Origin of the sequence: Streptomyces silvae, from assembly GCF_016745505.1 — a bacterium.
Lineage (GTDB): Bacteria > Actinomycetota > Actinomycetes > Streptomycetales > Streptomycetaceae > Streptomyces > Streptomyces silvae.
In genome coordinates, this window is sequence record NZ_JAERUC010000146.1 from 1 (window position 1) to 24,301 (window position 24,301).

General features: G+C 71.2%; 20 protein-coding genes and 3 pseudogenes. 12 read left to right on the forward strand and 11 right to left on the reverse strand.

All coding sequences use genetic code 11. From position 1 onward, the window contains the following. A pseudogene (locus JKV81_RS22550) lies at positions 1-287 on the forward strand (flavoprotein); the annotation flags it as partial. Positions 288-347: 60 nt separating this feature from the next. Continuing rightward, positions 348-812 (forward strand): ArsI/CadI family heavy metal resistance metalloenzyme, encoded by a 465-nt coding sequence (locus JKV81_RS22555; protein WP_129264052.1) that lies wholly within the window; start codon positions 348-350, stop codon positions 810-812. A 114-nt stretch (positions 813-926) separates the two neighbouring features. Here JKV81_RS22555 and JKV81_RS22560 read toward each other — a convergent pair whose 3' ends face one another. Further along, positions 927-1,808 (reverse strand): aminoglycoside phosphotransferase family protein, encoded by an 882-nt coding sequence (locus JKV81_RS22560; RefSeq protein ID WP_202077471.1) that lies wholly within the window; start codon positions 1,806-1,808, stop codon positions 927-929. A gap of 76 nt (positions 1,809-1,884) precedes the next feature. On the opposite strand from JKV81_RS22560, the gene JKV81_RS22565 reads away from it, so the two are divergent. Beyond that, the gene (locus tag JKV81_RS22565) at positions 1,885-2,634 is read left to right on the forward strand and encodes an ATP-grasp domain-containing protein (RefSeq protein ID WP_202077473.1); all 750 of its coding nucleotides are present in this window, start codon (positions 1,885-1,887) and stop codon (positions 2,632-2,634) included. Positions 2,635-2,664: 30 nt separating this feature from the next. Here the strand turns inward: JKV81_RS22565 and JKV81_RS22570 are convergent, their stop codons facing one another. The 3 genes from JKV81_RS22570 to JKV81_RS22580 all read right to left on the reverse strand — a co-directional run bounded on the left by JKV81_RS22570 (position 2,665) and on the right by JKV81_RS22580 (position 8,453). Further along, positions 2,665-3,549: an adhesin gene (locus tag JKV81_RS22570; RefSeq protein ID WP_202077511.1), complete on the reverse strand. Its 885-nt coding sequence runs from the start codon at positions 3,547-3,549 to the stop codon at positions 2,665-2,667. A gap of 96 nt (positions 3,550-3,645) precedes the next feature. Next, positions 3,646-5,460 carry a DUF8823 domain-containing protein gene (locus tag JKV81_RS22575; RefSeq protein ID WP_202077475.1) on the reverse strand — a complete coding sequence of 605 codons (1,815 nt, stop codon included), beginning with the start codon at positions 5,458-5,460 and terminating at the stop codon, positions 3,646-3,648. 194 nt (positions 5,461-5,654) lie between these two features. Then, positions 5,655-8,453 (reverse strand): D-alanyl-D-alanine carboxypeptidase family protein, encoded by a 2,799-nt coding sequence (locus JKV81_RS22580; protein ID WP_202077477.1) that lies wholly within the window; start codon positions 8,451-8,453, stop codon positions 5,655-5,657. 195 nt (positions 8,454-8,648) lie between these two features. On the opposite strand from JKV81_RS22580, the gene JKV81_RS22585 reads away from it, so the two are divergent. From JKV81_RS22585 to JKV81_RS22600, 4 genes are all read left to right on the forward strand, one after another. Continuing rightward, entirely contained in the window at positions 8,649-9,368 is a 720-nt protein-coding gene (locus JKV81_RS22585; protein ID WP_099177736.1) for a GOLPH3/VPS74 family protein, read from the forward strand. A gap of 240 nt (positions 9,369-9,608) precedes the next feature. Continuing rightward, positions 9,609-10,466 carry a helix-turn-helix domain-containing protein gene (locus JKV81_RS22590; protein ID WP_099177735.1) on the forward strand — a complete coding sequence of 286 codons (858 nt, stop codon included), beginning with the start codon at positions 9,609-9,611 and terminating at the stop codon, positions 10,464-10,466. A gap of 187 nt (positions 10,467-10,653) precedes the next feature. Then, positions 10,654-10,860: a DUF397 domain-containing protein gene (locus tag JKV81_RS22595; RefSeq protein WP_014155679.1), complete on the forward strand. Its 207-nt coding sequence runs from the start codon at positions 10,654-10,656 to the stop codon at positions 10,858-10,860. Positions 10,861-11,415: 555 nt separating this feature from the next. After that, entirely contained in the window at positions 11,416-12,999 is a 1,584-nt protein-coding gene (locus JKV81_RS22600) for a sodium:solute symporter family protein (protein WP_202077479.1), read from the forward strand. 100 nt (positions 13,000-13,099) lie between these two features. On the opposite strand, the gene JKV81_RS22605 is transcribed toward JKV81_RS22600, so the two are convergent. The 3 genes from JKV81_RS22605 to JKV81_RS22615 all read right to left on the reverse strand — a co-directional run bounded on the left by JKV81_RS22605 (position 13,100) and on the right by JKV81_RS22615 (position 15,380). After that, positions 13,100-14,215 carry an ADP-ribosylglycohydrolase family protein gene (locus JKV81_RS22605; protein WP_124277484.1) on the reverse strand — a complete coding sequence of 372 codons (1,116 nt, stop codon included), beginning with the start codon at positions 14,213-14,215 and terminating at the stop codon, positions 13,100-13,102. A 216-nt stretch (positions 14,216-14,431) separates the two neighbouring features. Next, positions 14,432-14,905, reverse strand: coding sequence for a carboxymuconolactone decarboxylase family protein (locus JKV81_RS22610; RefSeq protein ID WP_124277485.1), 474 nt, complete (start codon positions 14,903-14,905; stop codon positions 14,432-14,434). 145 nt (positions 14,906-15,050) lie between these two features. Beyond that, positions 15,051-15,380 carry a hypothetical protein gene (locus JKV81_RS22615; protein WP_202077481.1) on the reverse strand — a complete coding sequence of 110 codons (330 nt, stop codon included), beginning with the start codon at positions 15,378-15,380 and terminating at the stop codon, positions 15,051-15,053. A 130-nt stretch (positions 15,381-15,510) separates the two neighbouring features. Here JKV81_RS22615 and JKV81_RS22620 point away from each other — a divergent pair, with 130 nt between their 5' ends. Together JKV81_RS22620 and JKV81_RS22625 are read left to right on the forward strand one after the other, a co-directional pair. Continuing rightward, positions 15,511-16,338: a helix-turn-helix domain-containing protein gene (locus tag JKV81_RS22620; protein ID WP_202077483.1), complete on the forward strand. Its 828-nt coding sequence runs from the start codon at positions 15,511-15,513 to the stop codon at positions 16,336-16,338. After that, positions 16,335-16,553, forward strand: a complete 219-nt coding sequence (locus JKV81_RS22625; RefSeq protein ID WP_129264068.1) for a DUF397 domain-containing protein — start codon at positions 16,335-16,337, stop codon at positions 16,551-16,553. The genes JKV81_RS22620 and JKV81_RS22625 overlap by 4 nt, the downstream gene beginning before the upstream one ends. Here JKV81_RS22625 and JKV81_RS22630 read toward each other — a convergent pair. Further along, positions 16,526-17,632 (reverse strand): alkene reductase, encoded by a 1,107-nt coding sequence (locus tag JKV81_RS22630; protein WP_202077485.1) that lies wholly within the window; start codon positions 17,630-17,632, stop codon positions 16,526-16,528. The genes JKV81_RS22625 and JKV81_RS22630 overlap by 28 nt on opposite strands. Positions 17,633-17,691: 59 nt before the next feature. On the opposite strand from JKV81_RS22630, the gene JKV81_RS22635 reads away from it, so the two are divergent. Continuing rightward, a complete protein-coding gene (locus tag JKV81_RS22635) occupies positions 17,692-18,066 on the forward strand; it encodes a MerR family transcriptional regulator (protein WP_124277490.1) in 375 nt (124 codons plus the stop codon). 179 nt (positions 18,067-18,245) lie between these two features. Continuing rightward, complete coding sequence (locus JKV81_RS22640) at positions 18,246-19,172, forward strand: SDR family oxidoreductase (protein ID WP_129264072.1); 927 nt, start codon at positions 18,246-18,248, stop codon at positions 19,170-19,172. Between the two features lie 32 nt (positions 19,173-19,204). Here the strand turns inward: JKV81_RS22640 and JKV81_RS22645 are convergent. Both JKV81_RS22645 and JKV81_RS22650 read right to left on the reverse strand, forming a co-directional pair. Then, positions 19,205-19,777: pseudogene (locus tag JKV81_RS22645) on the reverse strand (hypothetical protein); the annotation flags it as partial. A gap of 54 nt (positions 19,778-19,831) precedes the next feature. Beyond that, positions 19,832-22,408, reverse strand: coding sequence for a bifunctional FO biosynthesis protein CofGH (locus JKV81_RS22650; RefSeq protein WP_129264076.1), 2,577 nt, complete (start codon positions 22,406-22,408; stop codon positions 19,832-19,834). Between the two features lie 120 nt (positions 22,409-22,528). Here JKV81_RS22650 and JKV81_RS22655 point away from each other — a divergent pair. Then, positions 22,529-23,173 (forward strand): annotated as a pseudogene (locus JKV81_RS22655) (HAD family hydrolase); the annotation flags it as partial. A 280-nt stretch (positions 23,174-23,453) separates the two neighbouring features. On the opposite strand, the gene JKV81_RS22660 reads toward JKV81_RS22655, so the two are convergent. Continuing rightward, positions 23,454-24,209: a FadR/GntR family transcriptional regulator gene (locus tag JKV81_RS22660; RefSeq protein ID WP_187281927.1), complete on the reverse strand. Its 756-nt coding sequence runs from the start codon at positions 24,207-24,209 to the stop codon at positions 23,454-23,456. Positions 24,210-24,301 lie beyond the last annotated feature (92 nt).

Genomic DNA, 24,301 nt, shown 5'->3' on the forward strand with positions numbered 1-24,301 from the left:
AGTCCTACGGCCGCGCCCCCACCTTCCTCGCCATGACCGGCTACGAACAGGTCCGCTCTGTCACCGCCGCGCTCGCCGGTGACACGGAGTCCGCCGACCGCGTCGAACTCACCCTCCCCGAAACCGGAGTCTGCGGCGGCGCCGGACTCTTCGACGACCCCGCCGTCGGCCAGGCCGAAGGCGGCTGCTGCGCTCCGGCACCCGCCCTCGTACAGATCGGCACCGGCATCTCCGTGCCGGTCGCAGTCGCCGAGGACACAGCGTCCGGTGGGTGCTGCGGGTCCTGAAACACCGCACCCAGGCCACTCCCGGCCTGGGCGCTACCACTCCGAGTCTGGAGGAACGTCATGTCACGCATACAACTCGCCTTGCGCGTCCCCGACCTCCAATCATCAATCGCCTTCTACAGCAAGCTCTTCGACACCGAGCCGGCCAAACTGCGCGACGGGTACGCCAACTTCGCCATCGCCGACCCACCGCTCAAGCTGGTCCTTGTACAGGGCACACCGGACGCAGACACACGCATGGACCACCTCGGCGTCGAAGTCGCCACCACCGAAGAGGTCCACTCCGCCACGACCCGTCTCCAGGACCAAGGGCTGGCGACCGACATCGAGAACGACACCACCTGCTGCTACGCCCTCCAGGACAAGGTCTGGGTCCACGGCCCCGGCAAGGAACCGTGGGAGGTCTACGTCGTCAAGGCAGACGCCGACTCAATGGCCAAGCAGAAGAACAGCACCTGCTGCGCGGGCCCCGTCACCGAAGCAGGCCCGCCAGCGCCCGTCGAGACTGGTGGCTGCTGCCCGTGACCAAGCTCGACGCCCACGGGGCCGCGACCGGAACAGGGGACCGATCGCGGCCCCGCGCCACCGGCAAGGGCCGGGAGCGCGGACGGATGACACCCCCTGACGGCCTTCGCTCCGTCAGCCCCTCTCCCCCACGACCTCCCCGATCACCCGCCGTGCCGTCCCCGCCATCACCGGGTTCGACGTCCGGTAGTACGAGAGCTCCATGAGCGCGATCGACAGCGCCCAGCCCCGCGCCCGCTCCCACGTCGCCGGGTCCGCCCCCACCCGCGTACGGAAGGTCGGCCTCGCCTCGGCCCGGAGCAGGTACCAGGCCGGGATCAGGTCGACCGCGGGGTCGGCCAGGCCCATGCAGCCGAAGTCGATGACCGCGCTCAGCCGCCCGTCGCCCGTGACCAGGACGTTGCCCGGCTGGAGGTCCCCGTGGACCCATACGGCCGGGCCCTCGGGGGCAGGGGCCCGCAGCGCGGCCGCCCAGGCGTCGGCTGCGGCCCCCGTGTCGATCACGCCGTGCAGTGCGTCCAGAGCACCCCGGGTGGCCGTGTCCCGTGCGGCCAGTGGTTCGCTGCGGAAGGCCGGTGGGCCGTCGGTTGCGTCCACGTGGCGTAGCGCGAGGACGAACTCCGCGATGTCGCAAGCGAGTTCTGCGCCGCCCGCTCCGGCGCCCGGGTTGGCGCCGTCGAGCCAGCGGCACACCGACCAGGACCACGGGTAGCCCTCACCGGGCACGCCCTGGGCCAGCGGAGCGGGGATGGCGTGAGGGAGGTGCGGGGCGAGGTGGGGCAGCCAGCGGTGTTCCGTCGCCACGTCCCGCGAGCCGCCCTCGACGCGGGGCAGCCGCACGGTCAGGTCCGTGCCCAGCCGGTAGATGGCGTTGACCGTGCCGGACGAGCGGACCGGCTCGACCGGGAGATCCGCCCAGGCGGGGAACTGCGCGGCGAGCAGGCGTCGTACGAGTGCCGCGTCGGTCTTCGTCTCGTTGGCGTGCACCCGGCCCATGCAAGCCGAACCGGGCGGGCGTTGTCGACCGAAATCGGGTGGGCGGCGCGGCGCCGCTGCGGCAGGATCCATGCCCATGCCCCTCGTACTTCCACCCCGTCTCACCGCGTCCGCCCGGATGATCCGCGACAGCGCCCGGCGGCGAGATCTGCACACCGTGCAGCTGCCGGACCAGGAGGTGCCCGAGGGGCTGCGCGGCGGGGACGCGTATCTGCACGCCGGTCCCTCCTTCGCCGACGCCGTGGCGCCCGCGCTGGGCGTCGCACCGCTCGAAGCTCCCGCCGACTGGCTGGCCCGGCTGCCCGCCGCGTTCGTCCGGCGTGAGATCCGCGCCGTCCCGATCCATGAGGCGTACGGTCTGCGCCGCCCGGTCTTCGTCAAGTCGCCGAACGACAAGGGCATTCCGGCGCTGGTCTACGCGGACGGGTCCCGGCTGCCCGGGCCGGACGCGGTCGGCCCGGAGACGGTGGTGCTGGTGAGCGATGTCGTGGTGTTCGACGCGGAGTACCGGCTGTATCTGCTCGACGGGCAGGTCCACACCGGCAGTCGGTACGCCGTCTCGGGGCAGCTGGGCCTGGCTCCGCTGTCCGCCGAGGCACGCGCGTTCGGCTCGGACCTGCTGGCCGCCGCCGGGCACACGCTGCCGTCCGCGATCGTCGTCGACGTCGGCCGCACCGATGCCGGACAGTGGGCCGTCGTCGAGGCCAATGCCGCCTGGGCCAGCGGGTGTTACGCCTCCGACCCGGACCGTGCGCTGGACGTGGTGCTCAGGTCCGCCGGTCCTGCCGGGCTGGTGACGGAACGGGACAGGGCGTACGTACGGTGATGCCACGGTGCTGCCTCCCCCCGCGGCGCGTCAGCGGCAGGAGGCCCTCAGCTGCGCCGCCCCGTGGTGCGCGCCCACCAGCGCCGCGTCGCCCCAGTCCCGGCCCCGGTCGACCAGCTGCACGGCGAAGGTGTCCCCCTTGACCGGGTAGCTCCGTACGTCGACCGCGGTGCCCCGGTGCTCCGGCTGGTGCACGGCGAAGCCCGTATAGGCCGAGTCCGTGTCACGCGGGTCGGACAGGACCCGGTAGACCGTCGGGTCGCCCGCCACGTCGCGGTCGCGGACGCTTCTCGGTACGAACACCGTCAGCGCGCACTCGCGGAAGCCCGCCCCCAGGTGCCAGGACCAGACGGCGCTGCTCCCCCGGTCCTGGACCGGGCTCCCCGACATCGGGACCGCGCTGAACCGGCCGTCGCAGGAGCCTCCCGTGAAGCCACCCGAGTCGACGGTGTACCAGCCCGCGTCGCCGCGCTCGAAGCGCCCGTACTCCGCGTACTCGCCCGTCGTGCAGCCGGGGCCGGCCCACGCGGAGTAGCGGTAGCGGTCCGTACCGTCGGAGGGTTCGGGGAGTTCGGAGGGGTCGGTGGGGTCGGTGGGGTCGGAGGTCACGTCACCGGACGGCGCTCCGATGCCCCCGGGCCCCGTCGGTCCGATCCGGGTCGGGACCCCGCCGCCGATCGGGGCCGGTACGGCGCCGGCCCGGCCCGCGGGCTCCGGGCGTGCGCTGCCCGACCCGGTGGCGAGCAGCGACACCGCGGTGGCCAGACTGCCCGCGGCGACCACGACCCCCGCCGCCAGCAGCGCCTTCCGCCGTCGGGGCAGCGTCGAGACCCGGCCCATCAGCGTCTCCTGGGCGATCCAGGAACCGCCCCCGCGAGGGGAGCGCGCCACGGAACCGCACCGGGGGCAGACCATGCCCGGCAGCGGACCGATGTGTTCGCCGCCGCAATGTTGGCACCTCATGGCAGCACACCATGCCAGTGCTGCCCGCCCTGAGGGAGAGTTCCCGCACTATTGGCGCAGTTCCTCGGGACACGGGGTGCCCGGCTGGAACTGGTACGGCCCCGCCAGACGGTAGACCCCCGGACGCGGTGCGAGGAGTTCGGTCCACTCGTCGCCGTCCCCGTCCTCCTCCACCTTGATGAGGCAGCCGTGGTCGTTGGTGAACTCCTTCGGGGCGTCCCCGTCCTCCGCCGAACGCTTCTTGGACTCCTCGGTCTCCTGCGGCCGTTCCACGCCCTTGCCCTCGTCGTCGACGACGGCCAGCCACCGGGAGTACGGGATCCGGATCAGCACCCGGCCGGCCGACTGCACGCGGATCGTCAGCGTGTCCTCACCGGCGCGCTCCACGGTCGCGGGCGGGTCGGCGAGCGGCACCGGGTCGACGACCCGGAACAGCTTCCAGTTGGCGTCGCGCCAGACCGCCTTCAGATACGGCAGTCCCTTCTCGACGAGCGCCGTCTCCTGAAGGGCTCCCGAGTCCGGCTTCCCCGTCGGCAGCACCACGTAGTGCACGGCCCAGCGGTCCAGCCACTCGCGGTAGTTCACCGCGTTGAGGGTGTCGTCGTAGAAGAGCGGGTTGCGCTTCATGTCGGCCTGGCGGTTCCAGCCGCGGGCCAGATTCACGTGCGGCAGGAGCGCCGAGGCCTCGCGGTGGCTGCTCGGGGGCACGACCTCGACCCGGCCGCGCTCCGCGCCGACCCGCTGGAGCTGGTTGACCAGCGGGGCCAGCGAACGGTTCCAGGACGCGGTCGGGGCGGTACGGACGATGTCGTCGACGCCCTTGAAGCCGATCCAGAAGTTCAGCCCGGCGAAGACGATGACCAGCGCGTACCAGCGCCGGGTGCGTGGCGCGGTGTACGGGAGCGCGGCGAGCAGGACGACACCGGCGAACAGCATCGCCATGCGCGACACGTTCGAGCCGATCTGCGAGTCGACCACGTAGGTCAGCAGCGTCCCGGCGCCGTAGACCGCGGCGGCCGTCCGCACGGTGTGCCAGTCCCGGGGCACCAGGAAGAAGACGAACACCGAGTACAGGAAGGGCAGCGACAGGGTGCCCAGGGCCATCGGCTGGGTGCCCGAGAACGGGAACAGCCACGCGGACAGGACCACCACCACGACGGGGGCCACGCCCAGCGCGTACGCCCCGGGGCGCCGTTTGTTCAGGAACAGCGCCGCCGCGACCACGCCCAGGAAGAGCCCGGCGACGGGGCTGCCCGCCGTCGCGAGCCCGGCCAGCGGCGCGGCGACACCGGCCTTCGCCCAGCGCTTGTAGCGCCAGCGGTGGGGCCAGCAGAAGACGGCGGCGACGGCGCCGAGCGCGAACATCATGCCGAGCCCGAACGTCACCCGGCCCGACAGGGCGTTGCACAGGTAGGCGAAGACCCCGGCGAGCGCGCACGCGAGGGGGTTACGGACCGCGGGCACCCGCACCAGGATCAGGGCGGTGAGCGCCGAGGACACGGTGCCGACGACCATCATCGTGGACCGGACGCCGAGCAGGGACATCAGGTACGGCGACACCACGCTGTACGAGACCGGGTGCATGCCCCCGTACCAGGCGAGGTTGTACGCGGTCCCGGGGTGGCGGCCGACGAACTCGGCCCAGGCGTCCTGGGCGGCGATGTCGCCGCCGCTGTTGGCGAAGAAGAAGAACCAGAGGAGGTGCACGGCCGCGGCCACCGCGGTCGTCAGCAGCACCGGGTGGCGCCGCAGACGGCTCCGTATCGAGCTGTCGGCGCCGTCGAGGTCTCCGGCCGGGATCCGGACGGGTACATCCTCGGCCGGCCTGTCGGCGTCGGCCCGTGTCGGCTCAGCGGTGGTCACTGCGACTCTCCCCGTCCTTGCCCGGGCCTGCCGAACCGTCCTAGTACCGCACGGGCCTCATCCGTATGCGGACAGACGCGTCCCGGCGCCCGTCCGTTGCTTTCGGGACGCTAGCATGCGGCATTTTCACCGCGCTGCCCCATCGGCGGACGGGCCCCCCGTCCCCGCCGGAGCGGGGGCGGGGGGCCGGCCCGTCAGGTGATGCGGGTGAGCTTGTCGCCGAAGCCGGCTTCCGTCATCCCGCTCTGCAGGGCGACGGGGACCGACACCTTGCCCGTGCCGGTGCCGACGGAGACCTCACCGACGACGGTGCCCGCCTTCGCCACGTGGGCGGGAGTCTTCCCGCCGTCCGTCAGCTTGAGGTCGACCTGGAGCCCGCCCCAGCCGACGGCCTTGAGGTCCTTGGTGGCGACCACGGGCGTCCGCGTGCCGAAGCCGTTGTCGACGTACCCGACGACCTGGCCCTTCTTGACCACGGCCGCGGAGTCGACGCCCTCCTGGGCGGTCTGGATCAGCGCCAGGCTGCTCTGCAGGGCACGCTGCAGCTTGGCGTCCAGGGTCCCGTCGGTGTCGGCACCCATCACGGCGCCGATGATCCGCCGGGTCTTGCCGTCGATGACCGTCTCGGCCGTCCAGATCAGGTTGCCGCCCGCTGGGGTCGACGAACCGGTCTTGATGCCGCTGACGCCGGGCTCCAGCAGGATGTTGTTGTTGTTGTAGATCGTCTTGCCGATGCCCGGGATCTCGGCCTGGGGCATGTTCACGATCTCGCGGAAGACGTCGTTCTGCGTGACCGCCTTGGCCAGCTTGAGCTGGTCCGCGGGGGTGGACCGGGTGGTGGCCTCCAGACCGCTCGGGTCCGTGTAGACCGAGTTCGTCATCCCGAGGTCCTTCGCGGCCGCGTTCATCTTCTCGACGAACGCCTTCTCGGTGGTGGCGTCCCAGCGGGCCAGCAGCCGCGCCACGTTGTTGCCGGACGGGATCATGAGGAGCTGGAGCATCTGACGCTCCGTGTACTTCTGGCCCTCCTTGATCGGCGCCGTCGACTCGTCGGGGCGGTTCGCCTCCTCACCGGCCTTCGCGTCGACCACGATCTGGTCGCCCGCCTGCTTGCCGGTGATCGGGTGGCCCTGGAGGATCACGTACGCGGTCATGATCTTCGCGACGCTCGCGATCGGGGCGGACTTCTCCTCGCCGTACGTGCCGATGCTGCCGACGCCCTCGACCTCGACGGCGCCCTGTCCGTCCTCCGGCCACGGCATGTCCAGCTTCTCGCCGCCGAAGGTGTACGTGGGTGCGGCGGAGAGGGTCAGCGTGGGGTCGGGCAGCGGACGCACCGCCTGCGCGATCGCAAAGATGATCAGTACGAGCAGGAGGAGCGGGGTCCAGATCTTGACCCGCCGGACCGCGGTGCGGACCGGGGTCTCCGGGGGCGGCGGGGTGTTCGTCAGCTCGGCGAGCAGGTCGAGCGGCGGCCGGGGCGGCATGGGCTGCTGCCTGGTCCGCTCGGCCTCGGGGATACCCGCCCCGGGGCTCGCGGGGGTGCCGGGGCCGGCCGCGACGTCCGGGGTGATGGTCGGACCGACGACGGGCGCGGGGCGTACGTCGTCCGAGCGCAGCGGCACGAACTTGCTGGTCCGCTCGGCGGGGGACTCCGGGGCCTCGGGAGCCCCGGCGGACCCGGCGGCTCCGGCGGCTCCGGATGCCTTGGCAGCCCAGGAGGCGGGCTTGCGCGCGGCCTCCTTCTCCTTGGACGGGAGCTTCAGCGCGGTCGTCGGCTGGTCGACGCGTTCGGCGCGGGGGGCCTTGAAGACGGCGGTCGGATGATCGATTCCTCGCCCGTCGGAAGCGGGGTCGGCGTCCTTCGCGGGGTCGGCCTCCGCGCGGGTCTTCGGGACGCGGGGGGCGTCGGCGGAGGCCTTGTCCGCGTCGGCTGCGGGGGCCTCGGCGTCCGCGTCGGAGTCGGCGTCGGCATCCGCTGCGGGGGCCTTGGCGTCGTCGTCAGCGTCGGCCGCAGGGGCCTTGGCGTCGTCCGTGTCGGCGTCGGCGTCGGCGTCGGCGTCGGCGTCGGCGTCGGCCGGGGGCTCGTCGGTGTCCGCGGGCTTCTCGCCGGCGGGGGCCGCGGCCTTCCGGTCGGTGGGGGTGGTGGCCTTGGGGTCGGCGGAAACGGCAGCGCTCCCACCGGCCGCCTCGCCACTGTCCCCGGACGGCTTGTCGTCGTCCCCGGACGCCTTGTCGTCGGCGGTGGTACCGCCCTGAGCTGCGGCTTCCTCGTCGGGACCGGTCGCCACCCAGGCTGCTACGGCGGCGCGGAGGCGGGCGTCGGTCGGCGTCGGCTCATCGCCGGAGCCGGAGCCGGACTCCGACCCGGACCCGGCCGCGGAGCCGGAAGCGGCCTCGGGCTGCTCGCCGGCCTCGGCGTCATCGCCCGTACCGGCGTCGGCATCCTCACCGACGTCGGAGGCATCCCCGACAGCGTCCGCAGCGGCGTCCCCGGAAGCGGCCTCGGCCCGCTCGTCGGCGCCAGGGCCCTCGGCAGCCTCGGACTCGACCTCGGCCCTGTCCTCGTCCTCAGCCCCGTCCTCGCCCTCGGAGCCCGAACGGGCCCCCGTGCCGCCCGGAACGGGCCCGGTAGCGTCCACAGGCGCCTCAGGCGCCTTCGTGGCCTCCCCGGCAGCGCCCTCCGCCTCCGCGGGCTCCCCGGCCCCACCGCGAGGCGTGGAGGCCTCCTCGGGGCCCTCCGAGCCCGCCGGGCCCCCGGCACCCGCAGGGGCATCCGTGCTCTCGCGGCCCGCGGACGCGTCGGCGTCCGCGGAACGCGGCAGACGGAAGACAGCCGTCTTGCTGTCCTTCGCGGCTCCCGCCGTCCCGCCCGCTGTGTTCCCGCCCGCCGCAGCGACCGGTTCACGGAACACGGCGAGACGCGGATCGCGCTCCTCAGCCGACCCCGACGACTTCCGCTGCTCCGACTTGTCGGGGGACTCGCCCGCCACCGATACCTCCTTGTGCGCCGCGGGGACATGCCCGCACTGTGTCCGAACCATCTACCAGTGTCCTGTGTGAACCCTTGACCGAGCCGCTAGACGAGAACGACATACCTAACGGTTCCCTCACAAAGCACCCAGGCACCCTCGACAGACCAATGTGAGAGGGGTCACCCTGTCAGACATCCACGCGGGGAGGCATGGATGGGCAGGAGCCGCAGAACAATTCCGGAGGAGCTTCTGCTGCTCGCTCTGGACCCGACCACGGGTACCACAGCGCAGCCGCAGTCGCTCGACCTCGGCCTGGCCGGGGCACAGCTAGTGGAGCTGGCTCTGGCAGGACGGATAGCCCCTGACGGGGATCGTATCGCCGTGGTGATGCCACGGCCGACAGGAGATCCGACTCTGGACTCCGCACTGGAACTGCTGCGCCGTCGTGGCAGTCCGGTCCGGGCCGTCCACTGGATCGGCGGACCCCGACTGGGACTTCGCCAGATCTACCTCGCTCATCTGGAGCGGTGCGGCATGGTTCACGCCGTGGCGGGCCAGATGTGCGGAGTGCTGCCGACGACTCGCTACCAGGCGACGGACACGGCAATCAGCCGGGACATCAAGGCCCGGCTGGACAACGCGATCCGCACCGGCGTACCGCCGGACCCGCGGACCGCGGCGCTCGCCGCACTGGCCCACGCGGTCGGACTCGGCAAGCACCTGTACCCCGGGAACGAGGGGCGCTCGTCGCGCTCCCGGCTCCGGGACCTGATCAGACACGACCCGATGGGCGGTCTCGTGGCGCATGCCGTGATGGACGTCCAGAACGGCGTGGCCGTCCAGCCACGCCGTAATCAGCAGACGGCGAGCGTGCCGTTGCAGCCGCAAGCGCAAGCGCGCCGAGGCAGCATGGCGCACACCTCCGTCCACTGACAGCACGACCGCGCGGACAGTTGCGCGGAGTACCGAATACCGCCGCACCGACGTCCCCATGACCCGGTTCGGGAGCCGCACCAGGCGCGGGGCAGCCGGATCCACCGGCTGCCCCGCGCTCTTGCGCGTGGTCATTTCGGTGTGGCCATTTCCCAGCGCGGCCGGGGCCCCGGGTGGCAATCTGCTGAGCAAGCAGATACGCACAGCTACAACAGCTGCATAGCCGGAGGTGCCGTTCCCGTGCCGACCAACGTCAATCCCACTGTCAGGCGACGCCGGCTGGGCCAGGAACTGCGCCGCCTCCGCGAGATCAAGGGCATGACGGCGGAGGAGGTGGCCGAGCGACTGCTGGTCTCCCAGTCGAAGATCAGCCGCCTGGAGAACGGCCGCCGCTCGATCAGCCAGCGCGACGTACGCGATCTCTGCGGGGTGTACGAGGTCGAGGACCACCGCGTCGTCGACTCCCTGATGCAGATGGCGAAGGACTCCCGCCAGCAGGGCTGGTGGCACGCCTTCGGCGACATCCCCTACAGCGTGTACATCGGCCTGGAGACCGACGCCGAATCCCTCCGGGTGTACGAGCCCCAGGTCGTCCCCGGCCTGCTGCAGACCCGGGGGTACGCGGAGGCACTGATCAACGGCGCTCTCCCCGAGACGCCGCCGTCCGACATCGAGAAGCGGGTGAACGTCCGGGCCCGCCGCCAGGACCGGGTCAACGCCCCGGAGCACCCCCTGCGCCTCTGGGCCGTCATCGACGAGTCCGCCCTGCGCCGGCTGGTCGGCGGCAAGCAGGTCATGATCGAACAGCTGGAGCACCTCATCGAGCAGTCCCAGCTGCCCCACGTGACCGTGCAGGTGCTGCCTTTCGACATGGGGGCGCACCCCGGCATCAACGGCCAGTACGCCATCCTGGAGTTCCCCGACGCCGCGGACTCCAGCGTGGTGTACATCGAAGGGGTCACCAGCGACCTCTACCTGGAGAAGGCGAACGACGTGCAGCGCTACAGCGTCATGTACGAGCATCTGCGGGCGCAGGCGCTGAACGTGGACCAGACCCGTCAGTTCATCGGCGACATCGCCAAGAGCTACACGCGCTGAAAGCCCCGTGAGCCAGGTGGGGGCGGGAAGATACACCGCCACCACCTCGCAGCGGAAGACCCGCATGGAATAAGCCATCCGGTCGAGTGAACGGCCCCACCACCGGGCGATGTTGGCGAGTAGCGTCGATCACGCCAACAGATCGAAGTTGGTGCCTCTCACATCAACTCTCTGAACCGGAGTGAACATGGCCATTCTTCAGGGTGCTACGGAAAACTGGACGAAGTCGTCGTACTCCGGCGGCAACGGCGCATGCGTCGAGGTGAAGTCGCCCGTCACACAGGCCATCGCCGTGCGTGACTCGAAGGCCCCCGAAGGCCCTTCGCTCTCCTTCGTGTCGGGAGCGTGGAACACCTTCGTGCGCGACGTGGCGTCCGGTTCCATCAACGCCTGACCGGTTCGCCCGACCGGTTCGCCGGTCCTCACGCACCGCACCGTGGCCGGTCACTGCACACGACCGCCAGGAGCCCTCTCGACTGGTCCGCCGTCCTGGCCGAGGGGGCTCGGCCCGCCATCGGAATCAGCGCACCGGAAATCGCACACCGGAATCGTGCGTCGCCATTCGCGTACCGGAATCGACGCCGGCAGCGCGCGTGCATCACGTCGTACAGCTTTTCCCCTTTCTCCGGCCGCACGGGACCCGCATCCCGTGCGGTCGTTCTGCGTTCTCGGGCGTTCCTGATTGCGTCGGTCTCTGCACAGCCTGACGAAGTGCCCGCTCATCGTGTGGCCGTGGTCACGTCGGCGACAACGCCCCGCAAGGTCAAGAACGAGCAAAATCGTTCGGCTTACTGATCCGCGTTCACATCCCTGACCGAGAAAACCTTGACCGAGGACCCGGACAAGCGGTTCAATCCCCGAAGTCCCCGTTCCCGCACGGGGGCCCCGCTGAACGGCCGTACTGGCGAAGTGCGTTCCCGTTCACAAGGCGGACCCCTGGAGGGGGCACATGAACAGTCTCGACTGGGCCGTGCTCATCGGCTACTTCGGTGTGATGGTCGCGATCGGACTCTGGTCGCACAAGCGCGTGGACAACGTCAGCGACTTCTTCACCGCCGGCGGCAAGATGCCGTGGTGGCTGTCGGGCATCTCGCACCACATGTCCGGCTACAGCGCGGTGATGTTCACCGGTTACGCGGGTATCGCGTACCAGTACGGCGTCACGTCCTTCGTCACCTGGTCGCTGCCGATCGCGATCGGTATCGGCATCGGTGCGAAGCTCTTCGCGCCCCGGCTCAACCGGCTGCGGTCGCGGCTGCACGTCGCCTCGCCGCTCGAATACCTGAAGAACCGCTACAACATCCAGACCCAGCAGGCCCTGGCCTGGTCCGGGCTGCTGCTGAAGATCGTGGACGTCGGCGCCAAGTGGGCCGCCATCGCCACACTGCTCTCCGTCTTCACAGGCATCACCCTGACCCAGGGCATCTTCATCACGGGCGCCATCACCGCCGTCTACTGCACGGTCGGGGGGCTGTGGGCCGACGCGCTGACCGAGCTGGGGCAGTTCATCATCCAGCTCTTCGCCGGTCTGGCCATGCTGTTCATCGCCACGAGCAAGCTGGGCGGCTTCAGCTCGCTGTGGACGGTCTGGGACAAGCTGCCCGAGGGGCACACCAGCCCGACGGCCGGCCCGTACACGGTGACGTTCCTGCTCGCGTACCTCTTCATCAAGACCTTCGAGTACAACGGCGGCATGTGGAACCAGGCCCAGCGCTACATGGCCACGGACTCCGCGCGCTCCGCCACCCGTTCGGCCCGGCTCTCCGCCGTGCTGTGGCTGGTCTGGCCGACGGTGCTCTTCTTCCCGATGTGGGTCGCCCCGCTGCTCGTCGAGGCCAAGAAGCCCGACGCCTCGGACAGTTACGCCCTGATGACCGAGCAGCTGCTCCCGCACGGTCTGCTCGGCCTGGTCGTCGTCGGCTTCTTCTCGCACACGATGGCCATGTGCTCCTCCGACGCCAACGCGATCTCGGCGGTCTTCACCCGGGACATCGCACCGGTCTTCTCCAAGGCCGCCCGGAACTGGAGCAACCGCAGCGGTCTGCTGGCCGCGCGGCTCTCCACGCTCGCCTTCCTCGGACTGTCGATGGCGCTGGCGACCCAGATCAACTCGCCGACGTTCAAGGACATCATCTCGGTCGTCATCAAGTGGGTGGCCGGCCTGATGGGCCCGATCGCGATCCCGTTCATGCTCGGCCTGCTGCGCCGGTTCCGCCGGTCCGGCCCGACGGCGGCCCTCACCAGCTGGGCGGCGGGGCTGCTCGCCTTCTACTTCACCAACTACAACTTCGACGGTTCGGTGAAGACGGATGTCGCCCTGCAGTACCAGGTGGCGCTGCCGCTCGCGATCTCGCTGGTCCTCTACGTCGTCATCGGCTACATCAAGCCCGAGGACACCCCGGAGCGCGACGCCCTGATCGACCGGATCAACTCCGACGACGGGAGCCCCGCGGGCGGAGCGGCGGCCGCGTCCGTCCCGGCGCAGAAGCCCGGCCCCGAGAACACGGGAGTTCCGGAGGGCGTGAAGGACTGACCGCCCCTCACGGAGGGGACACATGAACGGTGGGCGGGCGCGGCGGCGCCCGCCCATCTCCGTCTCTGTCTCCGTATCCGGACAGGCCCGAGGGAGAGCCCTAGTCCCTCGGGTAGCGGGCCAGCCAGCCCGGGGCGACGGCGGTCGGGCTGTGCAGGGCGGGGCCCTGGGTCATCTCCATCGCGAAGTCGTCGGAGAGTTCGAGGAGCGTCGAGCGCCCCTCCAGCTCCGCCAGCCAGGCCGGCGGCAGCGCCGTCTCCCCGTGCAGCGCGCCGAGAAGGGCCCCGCAGACGGCCCCGGTGGCCGCGGACGGCCCGGAGTGGTTCACCGCGAGCCGCAGGCCGTGACGTATGTCCTCACCGACCAGCGCGCAGTACAGCGCCACGGCGAGGACCTCCTCCGCGGAGTCGGTGTCCCCGAGCGCCTCGATGAGGGCCGGCCCGGGAATCCCCTGGCGTACGGAGCCGAGGGCCTGCCGGAGCGCCTCGGAGACCTGCTCGTTGCCCGGGCGTTCGGCGAGCAGGGCCAGGGTGCGCTGGACCGAGCCGTCCAGGGTCTCGCCGCGGGCCAGCCCGTGCACCATGACGGCGAGGGCTCCGGCCGCGAGCTGCGCGGTCGCATGGCCGTGGGTGTGCGCGGCGCACTCGACGGCCAGTTGCAGGACGAGCTGGGGCTCCCAGCCGACGAGCAGCCCGAAGGGCGCGGAGCGGGTGAGCGCGGCCGAGTCCCGCGCCGCCGGGTTCTTGGGCACGGCGAGGGTGCCCATCGTGGCGTCGCCGAAGCCGACGAGGCACTCCCGGGTGGGGGCGCGGCGGGTGTACAGCCACTCCTCCCTGGCCAGCCAGCCGTTGTCCTTGCGGCGTTCGTCGGGCCCCCAGGCGCTCTGGGTGGCCGCCCAGCGCAGATGGGCACGGTGCACGTCGGTCGGCGGGTGCCAGGCGCCGGTGTCCCGGCGGACCTGGGCCCTGATCAGCCCGTCGACGGTGAAGAGGGTGAGCTGGGTGACGGCGGTGACCGCGCCCCGCCTGCCGTGCACGGGGACGAAGTCGGCCACCCCGTCCACCCCGTGGGCGGCGCGTATCGCCTCCAGCGTGAGCCCCGAGACGCCCGCCCCGAGCGCGTCCCCGATGGCGCCGCCGAGCAGCGAGCCCCGTACCCGCCCACGGAAGTCCTGCTGCTGGGCACGGCCCCAGACAGCTGTGGTCCCTGTGCTCACCGTGCCCCTTCCGTCCGTCTTACCGTGTGCGACTGCGCAAGCACTGTAATCGAACGGAAGGAGCGGTTCAGGGGCGGAACGGAATGTACGGACTGGTACGCGAGAGCCCGTGTGCGCGGCTTTCCTCATGGTTTCCGGCCCGGCCCTCCGGGGCGGGTTCCCGGGTCGGATCGCACCGGCACGAGGGGCCGAACCGGCCCCCGGCCCGCGCCGAGGTCAGCCGAACATGCCGGGCCGGTAGTCGCCCGCCGGCTGCTGTACGAGGACGTTCAGCCGGTTGTACGCGTTGATGACGGCGATCAGCGCCACCAGGGCGATGAGCTGGTCCTCGTCGTAGTACTTGGCGGCGTTCGCCCACACGTCGTCCGGCACCCCGCCGGCCGCGTCCGCGATCCGGGTCCCCTGTTCCGCCAGCTCCAGGGCGGCGCGCTCGGCGTCGGTGAAGACGGTTGCCTCACGCCACACCGCGATCAGGTTGAGCCGGAGGGCCGTCTCGCCCGCCTCCGTGGCCTCCTTGGTGTGCATGTCGGTGCAGAAGCCGCACCCGTTGATCTGGCTGGCCCGGATCTTGACCAGCTCCTGGGTCGCGGCGGGCAGCCCCAGGTCGGTGACCACCTTCCCCGCCATGTTGATGTGCTTCAGGAAGGTGGCGGCAGCCTTGTTGCCGAAGAGGTCGAGTCGAGCGTTCATGATCAGCTCCTGCGTTGTCGCGCGATGCTTACACCCCCTCGACGGATGGGCCCCGCCCGGATGTGACACGCCCCCGTGTGACCTGGATATCACCGGTGCCGACTTCGTCATCGACGGCGGAACGGTCAAGGCTCTCTGCCGCACATCACCCGCCCGGGGTGCCGGAGTCCTCCCGTACGGACAGGCCTTCCGCGCCCCGGGGCGCCCGCCCCTGCCGGCACTCCGCGACCCGCAGCACATCCCGCAGGGACTCGGTCGTCCGTACGAGCGCGAACCGCACGGCCCGCTCCCCCGCGGCCCGGTCGGCGAGCACGGACTCGGCCCCGCCGAGCACCTCCTCGCCGCAGGCGATCAGCTCGGCCTCCACCTCGTCGGCCAGACGCGACAGCCTGCTGCCGGGATCGTCCGTACTCAGGTAACAGGGTTTCCCCTCGGGGGAGTTCCAGGGCAGCAGGCGGAGGGAGGAATCGGCCATGGGGGCGCCTCGCAGTGTGGGGTGTCTTCCATCGGGTGATGCTCACCGTTCGTACTCCGATGATCACCGTCCGCCCGTAGCCTCGGAAGGGGCGCCCGATTGCCGGCGCACAGGACAACGGGAGGCCACGATGACCGACCCATCGGCCGACGTGGACGAGGAATCGGGACGCGCCGCGCTCGGGCGGGCCCTGCGGTATCTCCGGGAGCGGTCGGGGAAGTCGCTCAGCGAGCTCGCCGGGGAGACGCGGTACGACAAGAGCTACCTGTACCGGCTGGAGGTCGGCCAGCGGCTCTCCAAACTGGCGGTGATGGAGGACCTGGACCGGCACTACGAGTCGGGCGGGCTGCTGGTGCAGCTGTGGAAGGTGGCCCGCCGGGAGGTGTTCAAGGACCGGTACAAGGAGTTCATGCGGCTGGAGCCGACGGCGCGGATCATGCACACCTTCACCCTTGGCATTCCTGGCCTGTTGCAGACGGAGGACATCGCTCGCGAGTCGTTGTCCGGCACACAGGAAACGCAGGAGGACGCCGAGTTGGTGGAGGAGCAGGTGGTGGCGCGGATGGGCCGTCAACAACTCCTGCACCGCAAGCCGGCTCCATCGGTCCGGATGATCATCGATGAGTACGCACTGCGTCGAGCGGTCCCGGAGACCAAGATGTGGAAAGAGCAGCTGAACCACCTCATCGACTCGGCGCAACTGCCCTCGATCGTGCTCCAGGTGCTGCCGTTCTCCGTGGGGCACCACCACCTCATGGACGGCTCACTTACCCTGCTCTGGCAGGAGGACGGGTCCTCGGTTGCCTACACGGAAGGCAACGGCTGCGCCGAGCTCATCGAAGATCCGGCAGCGGTGACGCGTTACCGGCTGTCCTACGATCGGCTGCGGGACCGGGCGTTGCCCCCGCCGGAGTCCATCGAGTTCATCAGGGGCGTCCTGAAGGAGCAGAGATCATGAGCCGTATCCCCGACCTCGAAATCGCGATGTGGCGCAAGTCCAGCTACAGCGACGGCGGTGCGAACAACTGCCTCGAGGTCGCCGACGGCTACCCCGGTCTCGTCCCCGTCCGCGACAGCAAGATCCCCACCGGCCCCACCCTCATCGTCACCGCCCCCGCGTGGACCGCCTTCGTCGCCCACGTGGCTCACCCCACGGCGTCCAGCGTCGGGTAGTCCGTGTAGCCCGTCTCCCCGCCCACGTACATCATGTACGCGTCCCGGACCTGGTTGACCGGGGCGCCCGTACGCATCCGGCGGATCAGGTCCGGGTTGGCGAGGAAGGGGCGGCCGAGCGCGATCACCTCGGCTCCGGCGGCCAGCAGCCGTTCGGCCTGTGCGATGCCGCCGTCCTCCGGGATGCGGTCCTTCGGCAGTACGGGGTTGGCGATCAGTGTGCCCGCCCAGTCCTTCCGGATCCGCTGGAAGACGGGGTCCTCCGGGTCGGCGTACCCCACGTGCAGATAGGCCAGGCCGGTGCCGGCCAGGGCTGCCAGGAGCGCCGGGTAGATCTCCTCGGTGTCGCCCTCCACCATGCCGTTGACCGTGCTCCACGGCGAGATGCGCAGGCCCACCCGCTCGGGTCCGATCTCCGCCGCCACGGCCTCGGTCACCTCCACGACGAAACGGATGCGGTGGGCCACGGGCCCGCCGTAGGCGTCGGTACGCCGGTTGGTCCCCTGGCCCAGGAACTGGTGGAGCAGGTGGCCGTTGGCACTGTGCACCTCGACGCCCTCGAAGCCCGCGTCGATGGCGTTGCGGGCCGCGGAGGCGAAGTCCGCCACGGTGGTGCGGATGTCCTCCGTGGTCATCTCGCGGGGCACGACCGAGGGCACGCGTCCTGCCGGGGTGTGGATCGTCTCCGGCAGCGCGATCGGCGAGGGGGCGACGGGCGTCAGCCCGCTGGTGTCGGGATGGCCGGCGCGCCCGCCGTGCTGGATCTGGAGGAACATCTGCCCGCCCTCCGCCCGTACGGCCTCGGTGACCCGGCGCCAGCCCTCGACCTGGGCCGGGCTGTGGATCGCCGTGATGTTCGGGTACGTCTGGCCCACGGGGTTCGGCGTGGAGGCCTCTGCGATGATCAGCCCCGCCGAGGCGCGCTGCGCGTAGTACGTGGCCATGAGCGGGGTGGGTACGCCCTCGGGCGTGGCGCGGTTCCGGGTGAGCGGGGCCATCACGAGGCGGTGGGGGAGGGTGAGGGGGCCGAGTGCGACGGGCTCGAAGAGCGCCCGGGGGGAAGTGGCTGCGTTCGTCATGCCGGAACGGTAAGAATTGACACCGGTGTCAGGTTCAAGTCCCGGAGGCGAGGAATTCCATGCGGATCGGCGAGCTGGCCAGGCGTACGGGTGTGAGCGAACGCTCCCTTCGTTACTACGAGGCCCAAGGCCTCCTGACGTCCGACCGCACCCCCGGCGGTCACCGCGACTACGCGGAGGGCGCGATCGACCGCGTGATCCGCATCCAGGAGTTCTACGCGGCCGGGATCAGCAGCCCGAAGATCGCCGAACTGCTGCCCTGCGTACGGGACGTGGACGGCGGCCCCTCCGAGATCGCCACCCCGCGCCTGGTCGACGACCTGTCGGTCGAGCGTGACCGCATCGACCGGAAGATCGACGAGCTGCGCCGCTCCCGCGAGGTGCTGGACGACGTGATCGCGACGGCGGCGGGCGAGGGCACGGACGGCAGCTGAACCAGACGTCGGGGCAGCGGCCTCACGTGCGGCGAGGCGGTCGGGGCCGTGCCGCAGTCGAGGTCGGTGAAGAAACACGACACAAGCTGTCGGGTATTGCGTCGAGCATGGTTTCACCGGTCGCCGGCGATGACATTCATGGACCGGGTCACACAGCCGGACAGGACTCGAGGAGATTCATGCCCGACACATCGACACCGGCACTCGACGGAAGGATCGCCCTGGTCGCGGGCGCCACCCGGGGTGCCGGGCGCGGCATCGCGGTGCAGCTGGGGGCGGCGGGGGCGACCGTCTACGTCACCGGCCGCACCACGCGGGAGCGGCGTTCGGAGTACGACAGGCCCGAGACGATCGAGGAGACCGCGGAGCTGGTCACCGCCGCGGGCGGGACGGGCATCGCGGTGCCCACCGATCACCTGGTGCCCGAGCAGGTCCGTGCGCTGGCCGGGCGCATCGATGCCGAGCAGGGGCGGCTCGACGTACTCGTCAACGATGTCTGGGGCGGCGAGCGGCTGTTCGCGTTCGACAAGCCGGTGTGGGAGCACGACCTCGACGACGGGCTGCGGCTGCTCCGGCTGGGCGTGGAGACCCACGCGATCACCAGCCACTTCCTGCTGCCCCTGCTGGTCCGGCGGCCGGGCGGGCTCGTGGTCGAGATGACCGACGGGACGGCTGCGTACAACACGGCGAACTACCGCAACTCCTACTTCTACGACCTGGTCAAGAACAGCGTGCTGCGCATGGCGTTCGTCCTCGCCCACGAACTGGAGCCGCACGGCGGGACGGCTGTGGCGCTCACCCCGGGCTGGATGCGTTCGGAGATGATGCTCGACGCCTTCGGGGTGACCGAGGAGAACTGGCGCGACGCGCTCACCGAGGTGCCGCACTTCTGCATCTCGGAGAGCCCGGCGTACGTGGGCCGAGCGGTCGCCGCCCTGGCCGGCGACCCCGGCGTCTCGCTCCGGAACGGCGGGTCGCTGTCCAGCGGACAGCTCGCCCAGGAGTACGGCTTCACCGACCTCGACGGCTCCCGCCCCGACTGCTGGCGCTACCTGGACGAGGTCGAGGGCGCAGGCAAGCCGGCCGACGCGACGGGGTACCGGTGAGAACCCCCGGGCGCCGTGCCCGGGGGAGAAGGTCACTTCGGCTGAGGAGCCGCCTGCTCCTCGGCGAAGACGTCCTCGGCCGACCGGGCGGTGGGGGCCCGCAGAAGCCAGCGGTTCAGGGTGTCGAGGTCGCCACAGGTGGTGATCCGTTCACGCGCCTCGTCCGACACGTCGACACCCGCCTGCGCGAGGAAGAGCAGGATGCCCTGCGCAATGCCTTCCGTCCGGCCCTCGTCCCGGATTTCCTCTGCCATGAAGGACTTGTGGAAAGAGAGGTCCACGGCCACCAGGTTCCTCCACTGTTGTGCGGCCGGGCGGTTGCCCAGGCCTTGTGCGGTGAGTTCGACAAGGGGATCGGCGATGCTTTCCGGTACGTCCCGTAGAGCGGTGGACAGCGTTTTCAGTATGGCACCGATGTCCGGATCGGCGGCATGTGTGATCGCCGCCAGTGTGGTGAGCGCCAGGTCCTTGCGGGCCTCGGCGACATCGGTGATCACCGGCATGATGTGCGGGCCCGCGACGAGCGGGTGCAGGGTGAGCGCGGGCCACTGGCGGGGGCCGATCCGGACCCGACGGGAGGCCCACTCCGCAGTTGCACGGTTGCGAGCGGCTGCTTCCGGAGCCCGGACGCGCGGCTCCGGAAGCGGTCCGTACCCCGCTCAGGCCTCCAGCACCGGCAGCAGCTCCGGCAGGTGGCCGTCCGAGGCCGTGGCGGCCGTGATGCGCTCCTCGGGCACCTCGCCGTACAGCGTCGTACGCGGCTTCGCCGGGCGGCCCGCCAGGTCGGCGATGGCGACCAGGTCCTGGATCGAGCGGTACGAGCCGTAACTGGAGCCCGCCATACGGGAGATGGTCTCCTCCATCAGCGTCCCGCCCAGGTCGTTGGCGCCCGAGCGCAGCATCTCGGCGGCGCCTTCCGCGCCGAGCTTCACCCAGCTGGTCTGGATGTTGGTGATGTGCGGGTGCAGCAGGAGGCGGGCCATCGCGGTGACCGCCCGGTTGTCGCGGTCGGTGGGGCCGGGGCGGGCGATGCCCGCCAGGTAGACCGGGGCGTTGGTGTGGATGAAGGGGAGCGTGACGAACTCGGTGAAGCCGCCGGTCTCCTGCTGGAGCCGGGACAGCGTCCGGAAGTGGCCGAGCCAGTGGCGGGGCTGGTCGACATGGCCGTACATCATCGTGGACGAGGAGCGCAGGCCCGTCTCGTGTGCCGTCCTGATGACGTTCAGCCAGTCGGCCGTCGGGAGCTTGCCCTTGGTGAGGATCCAGCGGACCTCGTCGTCGAGGATCTCCGCCGCCGTGCCCGGGATCGAGTCGAGTCCGGCGTCCTTGGCGGCGGTCAGCCAGTCGCGGACGGACATGCCGGTGCGGGACGCGCCGTTGACGACCTCCATCGGCGAGAAGGCGTGGACGTGCATGCCGGGGACGCGTTCCTTCACGGCCCGCGCGATGTCGAAGTACGCGGTGCCGGGCAGGTCCGGGTGGATGCCGCCCTGCATGCAGACCTCGACCGCGCCGACGTCCCAGGCCTGCGCCGCACGGTCGGCGACCTGGTCCAGGGAGAGGGTGTAGGCGTCGGCGTCCGTACGCCGCTGGGCGAAGGCGCAGAAGCGGCAGCCGGTGTAGCAGACGTTGGTGAAGTTGATGTTCCTGGTGACGATGTAGGTGACCTCGTCACCGACCACGTCCCGGCGCAGGGTGTCCGCGATGCGGCACAGCTCGTCCAGCGCCGGCCCGTCGGCGTGGAGCAGGGCGAGGGCCTGGTCGTCGGTGAGCTTCGTCGGGTCGTCGGCGGCCTGGCTCAGCGCCTGGCGTACGTCGGCGTCGATACGGGACGGGACCATGCCGGGGGCCGCGGCCTCGCGCAGGGCCTCCCAGTCGCCGTACACCTCGTCGAAGTCGTTCCGCCGGTCGCCGGTGCGGCCCTCGGTGTCGATGGTGCGGTGCAGGTCGGTGCGGCCGGAGGCGTTGAAGCCCTCGTCGGGTTCCTGCCAGGGCAGCCCGGCGGGGATCGCGCCCTCCTTGGCGAGGCCGGTCTCCGGGTCGGCGAGCGCCCGCACGTGCGGCAGGAGGCGCGGGTCGAGCCAGGGCTCGCCGCGCTGGATGAACTCCGGGTAGATGGTGAGCCGTTCGCGCAGCTGGAAGCCGGACTCGGCGGTGCGGGCGGCCAGTTCCTCGATGTGCGGCCAGGGGCGCTCGGGGTTCACATGGTCCGGGGTGAGGGGTGAGACGCCGCCCCAGTCGTCGATGCCCGCGCCGATCAGCAGGGCGTACTCCGCGTCGACGAGGTTCGGCGGGGCCTGGATGCGGGCCGAGGGGCCCAGGATGTGGCGGGCGACCGCGATGGCAGCCGCCAGCTCCTCCAGCTCCGCGTCCGGCATCCCGCGCATCGCGGTGTCCGGCTTGGCGCGGAAGTTCTGGACGATGACTTCCTGGATGCCGTGGTAGGCACGGGCCGTCTTGCGCAGCTCGAAGAGGGAGTCGGCGCGCTCCTCGTACGACTCGCCGATCCCGATCAGGATGCCCGTGGTGAACGGCACGTTGGACCGGCCGGCGTCCTCCAGCACGCGCAGCCTGACCGCGGGCTCCTTGTCGGGGGAGCCGTAGTGCGGGCCGCCCTTCTCGGACCAGAGGCGGGTCGCGGTCGTCTCCAGCATCATGCCCATGGACGGGGCGACGGGCTTCAGCCGCTGCAGGTCCGTCCAGGTCATCACACCGGGGTTCAGGTGGGGCAGCAGTCCCGTCTCCTCCAGCACCCGCACCGCCATGGCCCGTACGTACGCCAGGGTGTCGTCGTAGCCTTCGGCCTCCAGCCACTCCCGCGCCTCGGGCCATCGGTCCTCGGGCCGGTCGCCGAGCGTGAACAGGGCTTCCTTGCAGCCCATTTCGGCGCCCTTGCGGGCGATGTCGAGGACCTCGTCCGGCGACAGGAACATGCCGTGGCCCTCGCGCCTGAGCTTCCCGGGCACGGTGACGAAGGTGCAGTAGTGGCAGGTGTCGCGGCAGAGCCGGGTCAGCGGGATGAAGACCTTGCGGGAGTACGTGATCACTCCCGGCCGGCCCGCGGCGTCGAGGCCCGCGTCCCGGACCCGGGCGGCGGACGCGGCGAGGTCGGTCAGGTCATCCCCCCGCGCCTGGAGCAGGACGGCGGCCTCGGCCACGTCGAGGGCGACACCGTCGCGGGCCCGCCGGAGGGCGCGCCGCATGGCGTTGGTCGTGGGGCGCTGAGGAACGGTCATGATCCGAGCATACGAGCGCGTCCCTCCTTCCGGACCAGGGCCTCTTCCGCGCGTAACCGCCGGTCCGGCACTGGCGCCTTGGCCGTTATGTCCCGCTTGCCCCGTAGGCTCGGAGGGGTGATGAAAACGATCGTCTTCGACATCGGAGAAACCCTCGTCCGCGACGACCGCCTCTGGGCCTCGTGGGCCGACTGGCTCGGGGTCCCGCCGCACACGGTCAGCGCGCTGGTCGGCGCCGCCGTCGCGCAGGGCCGCGACGCCACCGACGCGCTGCGCGTCCTGCGGCCCGGCATGGACGTCGGCGAGGCGTACCAGGCACGGGCGGCAGCCGGGCGCGGGGAGCACCTGGACGAGACGGACCTCTACCCCGACGTGCGCCCCGCCCTGGCCGAACTGCGGGCACTGGGCCTTCGGGTCGTCGTCGCGGGTGACCGGACGGCGCGGGCGGGAGAGCTGCTGCGGGCGCTGGACCTGCCGGCCGACCTGGTCGTCACCTCGGAGGAGTGGGGCGTCGCCAAACCGGGCCGGGAGTTCTTCGCCCGCGTCCTGGAGGTGTCGGGCGCGTCGCCGGATTCCACCCTGTACGTGGGGGACCACCCCGCCGACGACCTGTTCCCGGCGAAGTCCTGCGGGCTACGGGCGGCCCACATCCGCCGTGGCCCGTACGGGCATTGGTGGGCCGACCACCCCGACGTCCTGGAGACGGCGGACTGGCGCGTCAGCGCCCTGACCGAGCTGCCGGCGCTGCTGGGCGGAACGAAGACGAAGCGGCGGATGGCACTCGCGGCGCCGCCGGAGCGGGCGGACGTACCCGAGCAGACGGGCCCGGCGGCACCGTCGCGGGAGGAGGCCGCAGCGTCGCGGGAGGAGACCGCAGCGTCGCGGGAGGAGACCGCCGCACCGCAGGAAGCGGCCGCACCATCGCGGGAAGCGGCCGCACCGTCCCAGCGGGACACGGCCCCGCAGGAGCAGTCCGCACCGCCCCAGGAGGAGACACCGCCCCAGGACGACACCGCCCCGTCCGAGCAGGCGCGGGCCTGAGTCCCTACTCCCCCGCGCCCTGTTCGTCGGTCCCGCTCAGCGAGAGCCGGAGCCGGTCGCTCGCCAGTCGCATGTGTTCGGCCATCGCCGCGTCCGCCCCCTCCGGGTCGCCCGCCCGGATCGCGTCGAGCACGGCCCCGTGCTCGTGCAGCGTCCCGCTGACCGTGCCCTCGATGTCTCCCGCCCGCTCCATCCACACCTGGAGCAGCGCCCGGATGGAGTGGAGGATGTCGCTGAGCACCGTGTTGCGGGCGATGTGCGCCGTCTCCAGGTGGAAGGCGATATCGGCCTCGATGAACGCCTTGACGTCCGTCCCCGCCTCCCGCATCCGCTCCAGGTGCTGCTCCAGCCGCTCGACGTCCTCCCGCGAGGCCCGGTCCGCGGCGAGCCGCGCCGACATGCCCTCCATGAAGGTGCGGACCTCGACCAGGTCCTGCGTACGCCGCTGACCGAGCATCAGGCCCCAGTTGATGGCGCGCGGCAGGAACTCCGAGGTCCCCTCCCGGACGTACGAGCCCGAGCCCGGCCTGATCTCGATGATGCCCAGGACGTCCAGCGCGGACAGCGCCCCGCGCACGCTGGAGCGCGCGACGCCGAGGGCGTCGGCGAGCTGGCGCTCGGCGGGCAGGCGCGTGCCCGGCTTCAGGTTGCCCTCGGACAGGTGATCAAGGAGCCGCTTGGCCACCTCACTGACCGAGGACTCCCGTACGACGGGGCGCAGAAGTGACGTGAAATCGGGCGCTTCGGGCTGCGTGGACACGCTGACCAGTACATCAGACGGGGCGGCGGATCCCCGGAGCGGGCGGACGATAACGCGCTCATCGGTCCAGGAGAAGAGCTCAGGGGAGCGAC

Coding starts and splice junctions, on each gene's coding strand:
- JKV81_RS22565 (WP_202077473.1), top strand. CDS start 1,885: ATGCCCCTCGTACTTCCACCCCGTCTCACCGCGTCCGCCCGGATGATC.
- JKV81_RS22560 (WP_202077471.1), bottom strand. CDS start 1,808: ATGGGCCGGGTGCACGCCAACGAGACGAAGACCGACGCGGCACTCGTA.
- JKV81_RS22610 (WP_124277485.1), bottom strand. CDS start 14,905: ATGAACGCTCGACTCGACCTCTTCGGCAACAAGGCTGCCGCCACCTTC.
- JKV81_RS22570 (WP_202077511.1), bottom strand. CDS start 3,549: ATGGTCTGCCCCCGGTGCGGTTCCGTGGCGCGCTCCCCTCGCGGGGGC.
- JKV81_RS22625 (WP_129264068.1), top strand. CDS start 16,335: ATGAGCCGTATCCCCGACCTCGAAATCGCGATGTGGCGCAAGTCCAGC.
- JKV81_RS22585 (WP_099177736.1), top strand. CDS start 8,649: ATGGGCAGGAGCCGCAGAACAATTCCGGAGGAGCTTCTGCTGCTCGCT.
- JKV81_RS22620 (WP_202077483.1), top strand. CDS start 15,511: ATGACCGACCCATCGGCCGACGTGGACGAGGAATCGGGACGCGCCGCG.
- JKV81_RS22615 (WP_202077481.1), bottom strand. CDS start 15,380: ATGGCCGATTCCTCCCTCCGCCTGCTGCCCTGGAACTCCCCCGAGGGG.
- JKV81_RS22595 (WP_014155679.1), top strand. CDS start 10,654: ATGGCCATTCTTCAGGGTGCTACGGAAAACTGGACGAAGTCGTCGTAC.
- JKV81_RS22650 (WP_129264076.1), bottom strand. CDS start 22,408: ATGACCGTTCCTCAGCGCCCCACGACCAACGCCATGCGGCGCGCCCTC.
- JKV81_RS22555 (WP_129264052.1), top strand. CDS start 348: ATGTCACGCATACAACTCGCCTTGCGCGTCCCCGACCTCCAATCATCA.
- JKV81_RS22630 (WP_202077485.1), bottom strand. CDS start 17,632: ATGACGAACGCAGCCACTTCCCCCCGGGCGCTCTTCGAGCCCGTCGCA.
- JKV81_RS22600 (WP_202077479.1), top strand. CDS start 11,416: ATGAACAGTCTCGACTGGGCCGTGCTCATCGGCTACTTCGGTGTGATG.
- JKV81_RS22640 (WP_129264072.1), top strand. CDS start 18,246: ATGCCCGACACATCGACACCGGCACTCGACGGAAGGATCGCCCTGGTC.
- JKV81_RS22635 (WP_124277490.1), top strand. CDS start 17,692: ATGCGGATCGGCGAGCTGGCCAGGCGTACGGGTGTGAGCGAACGCTCC.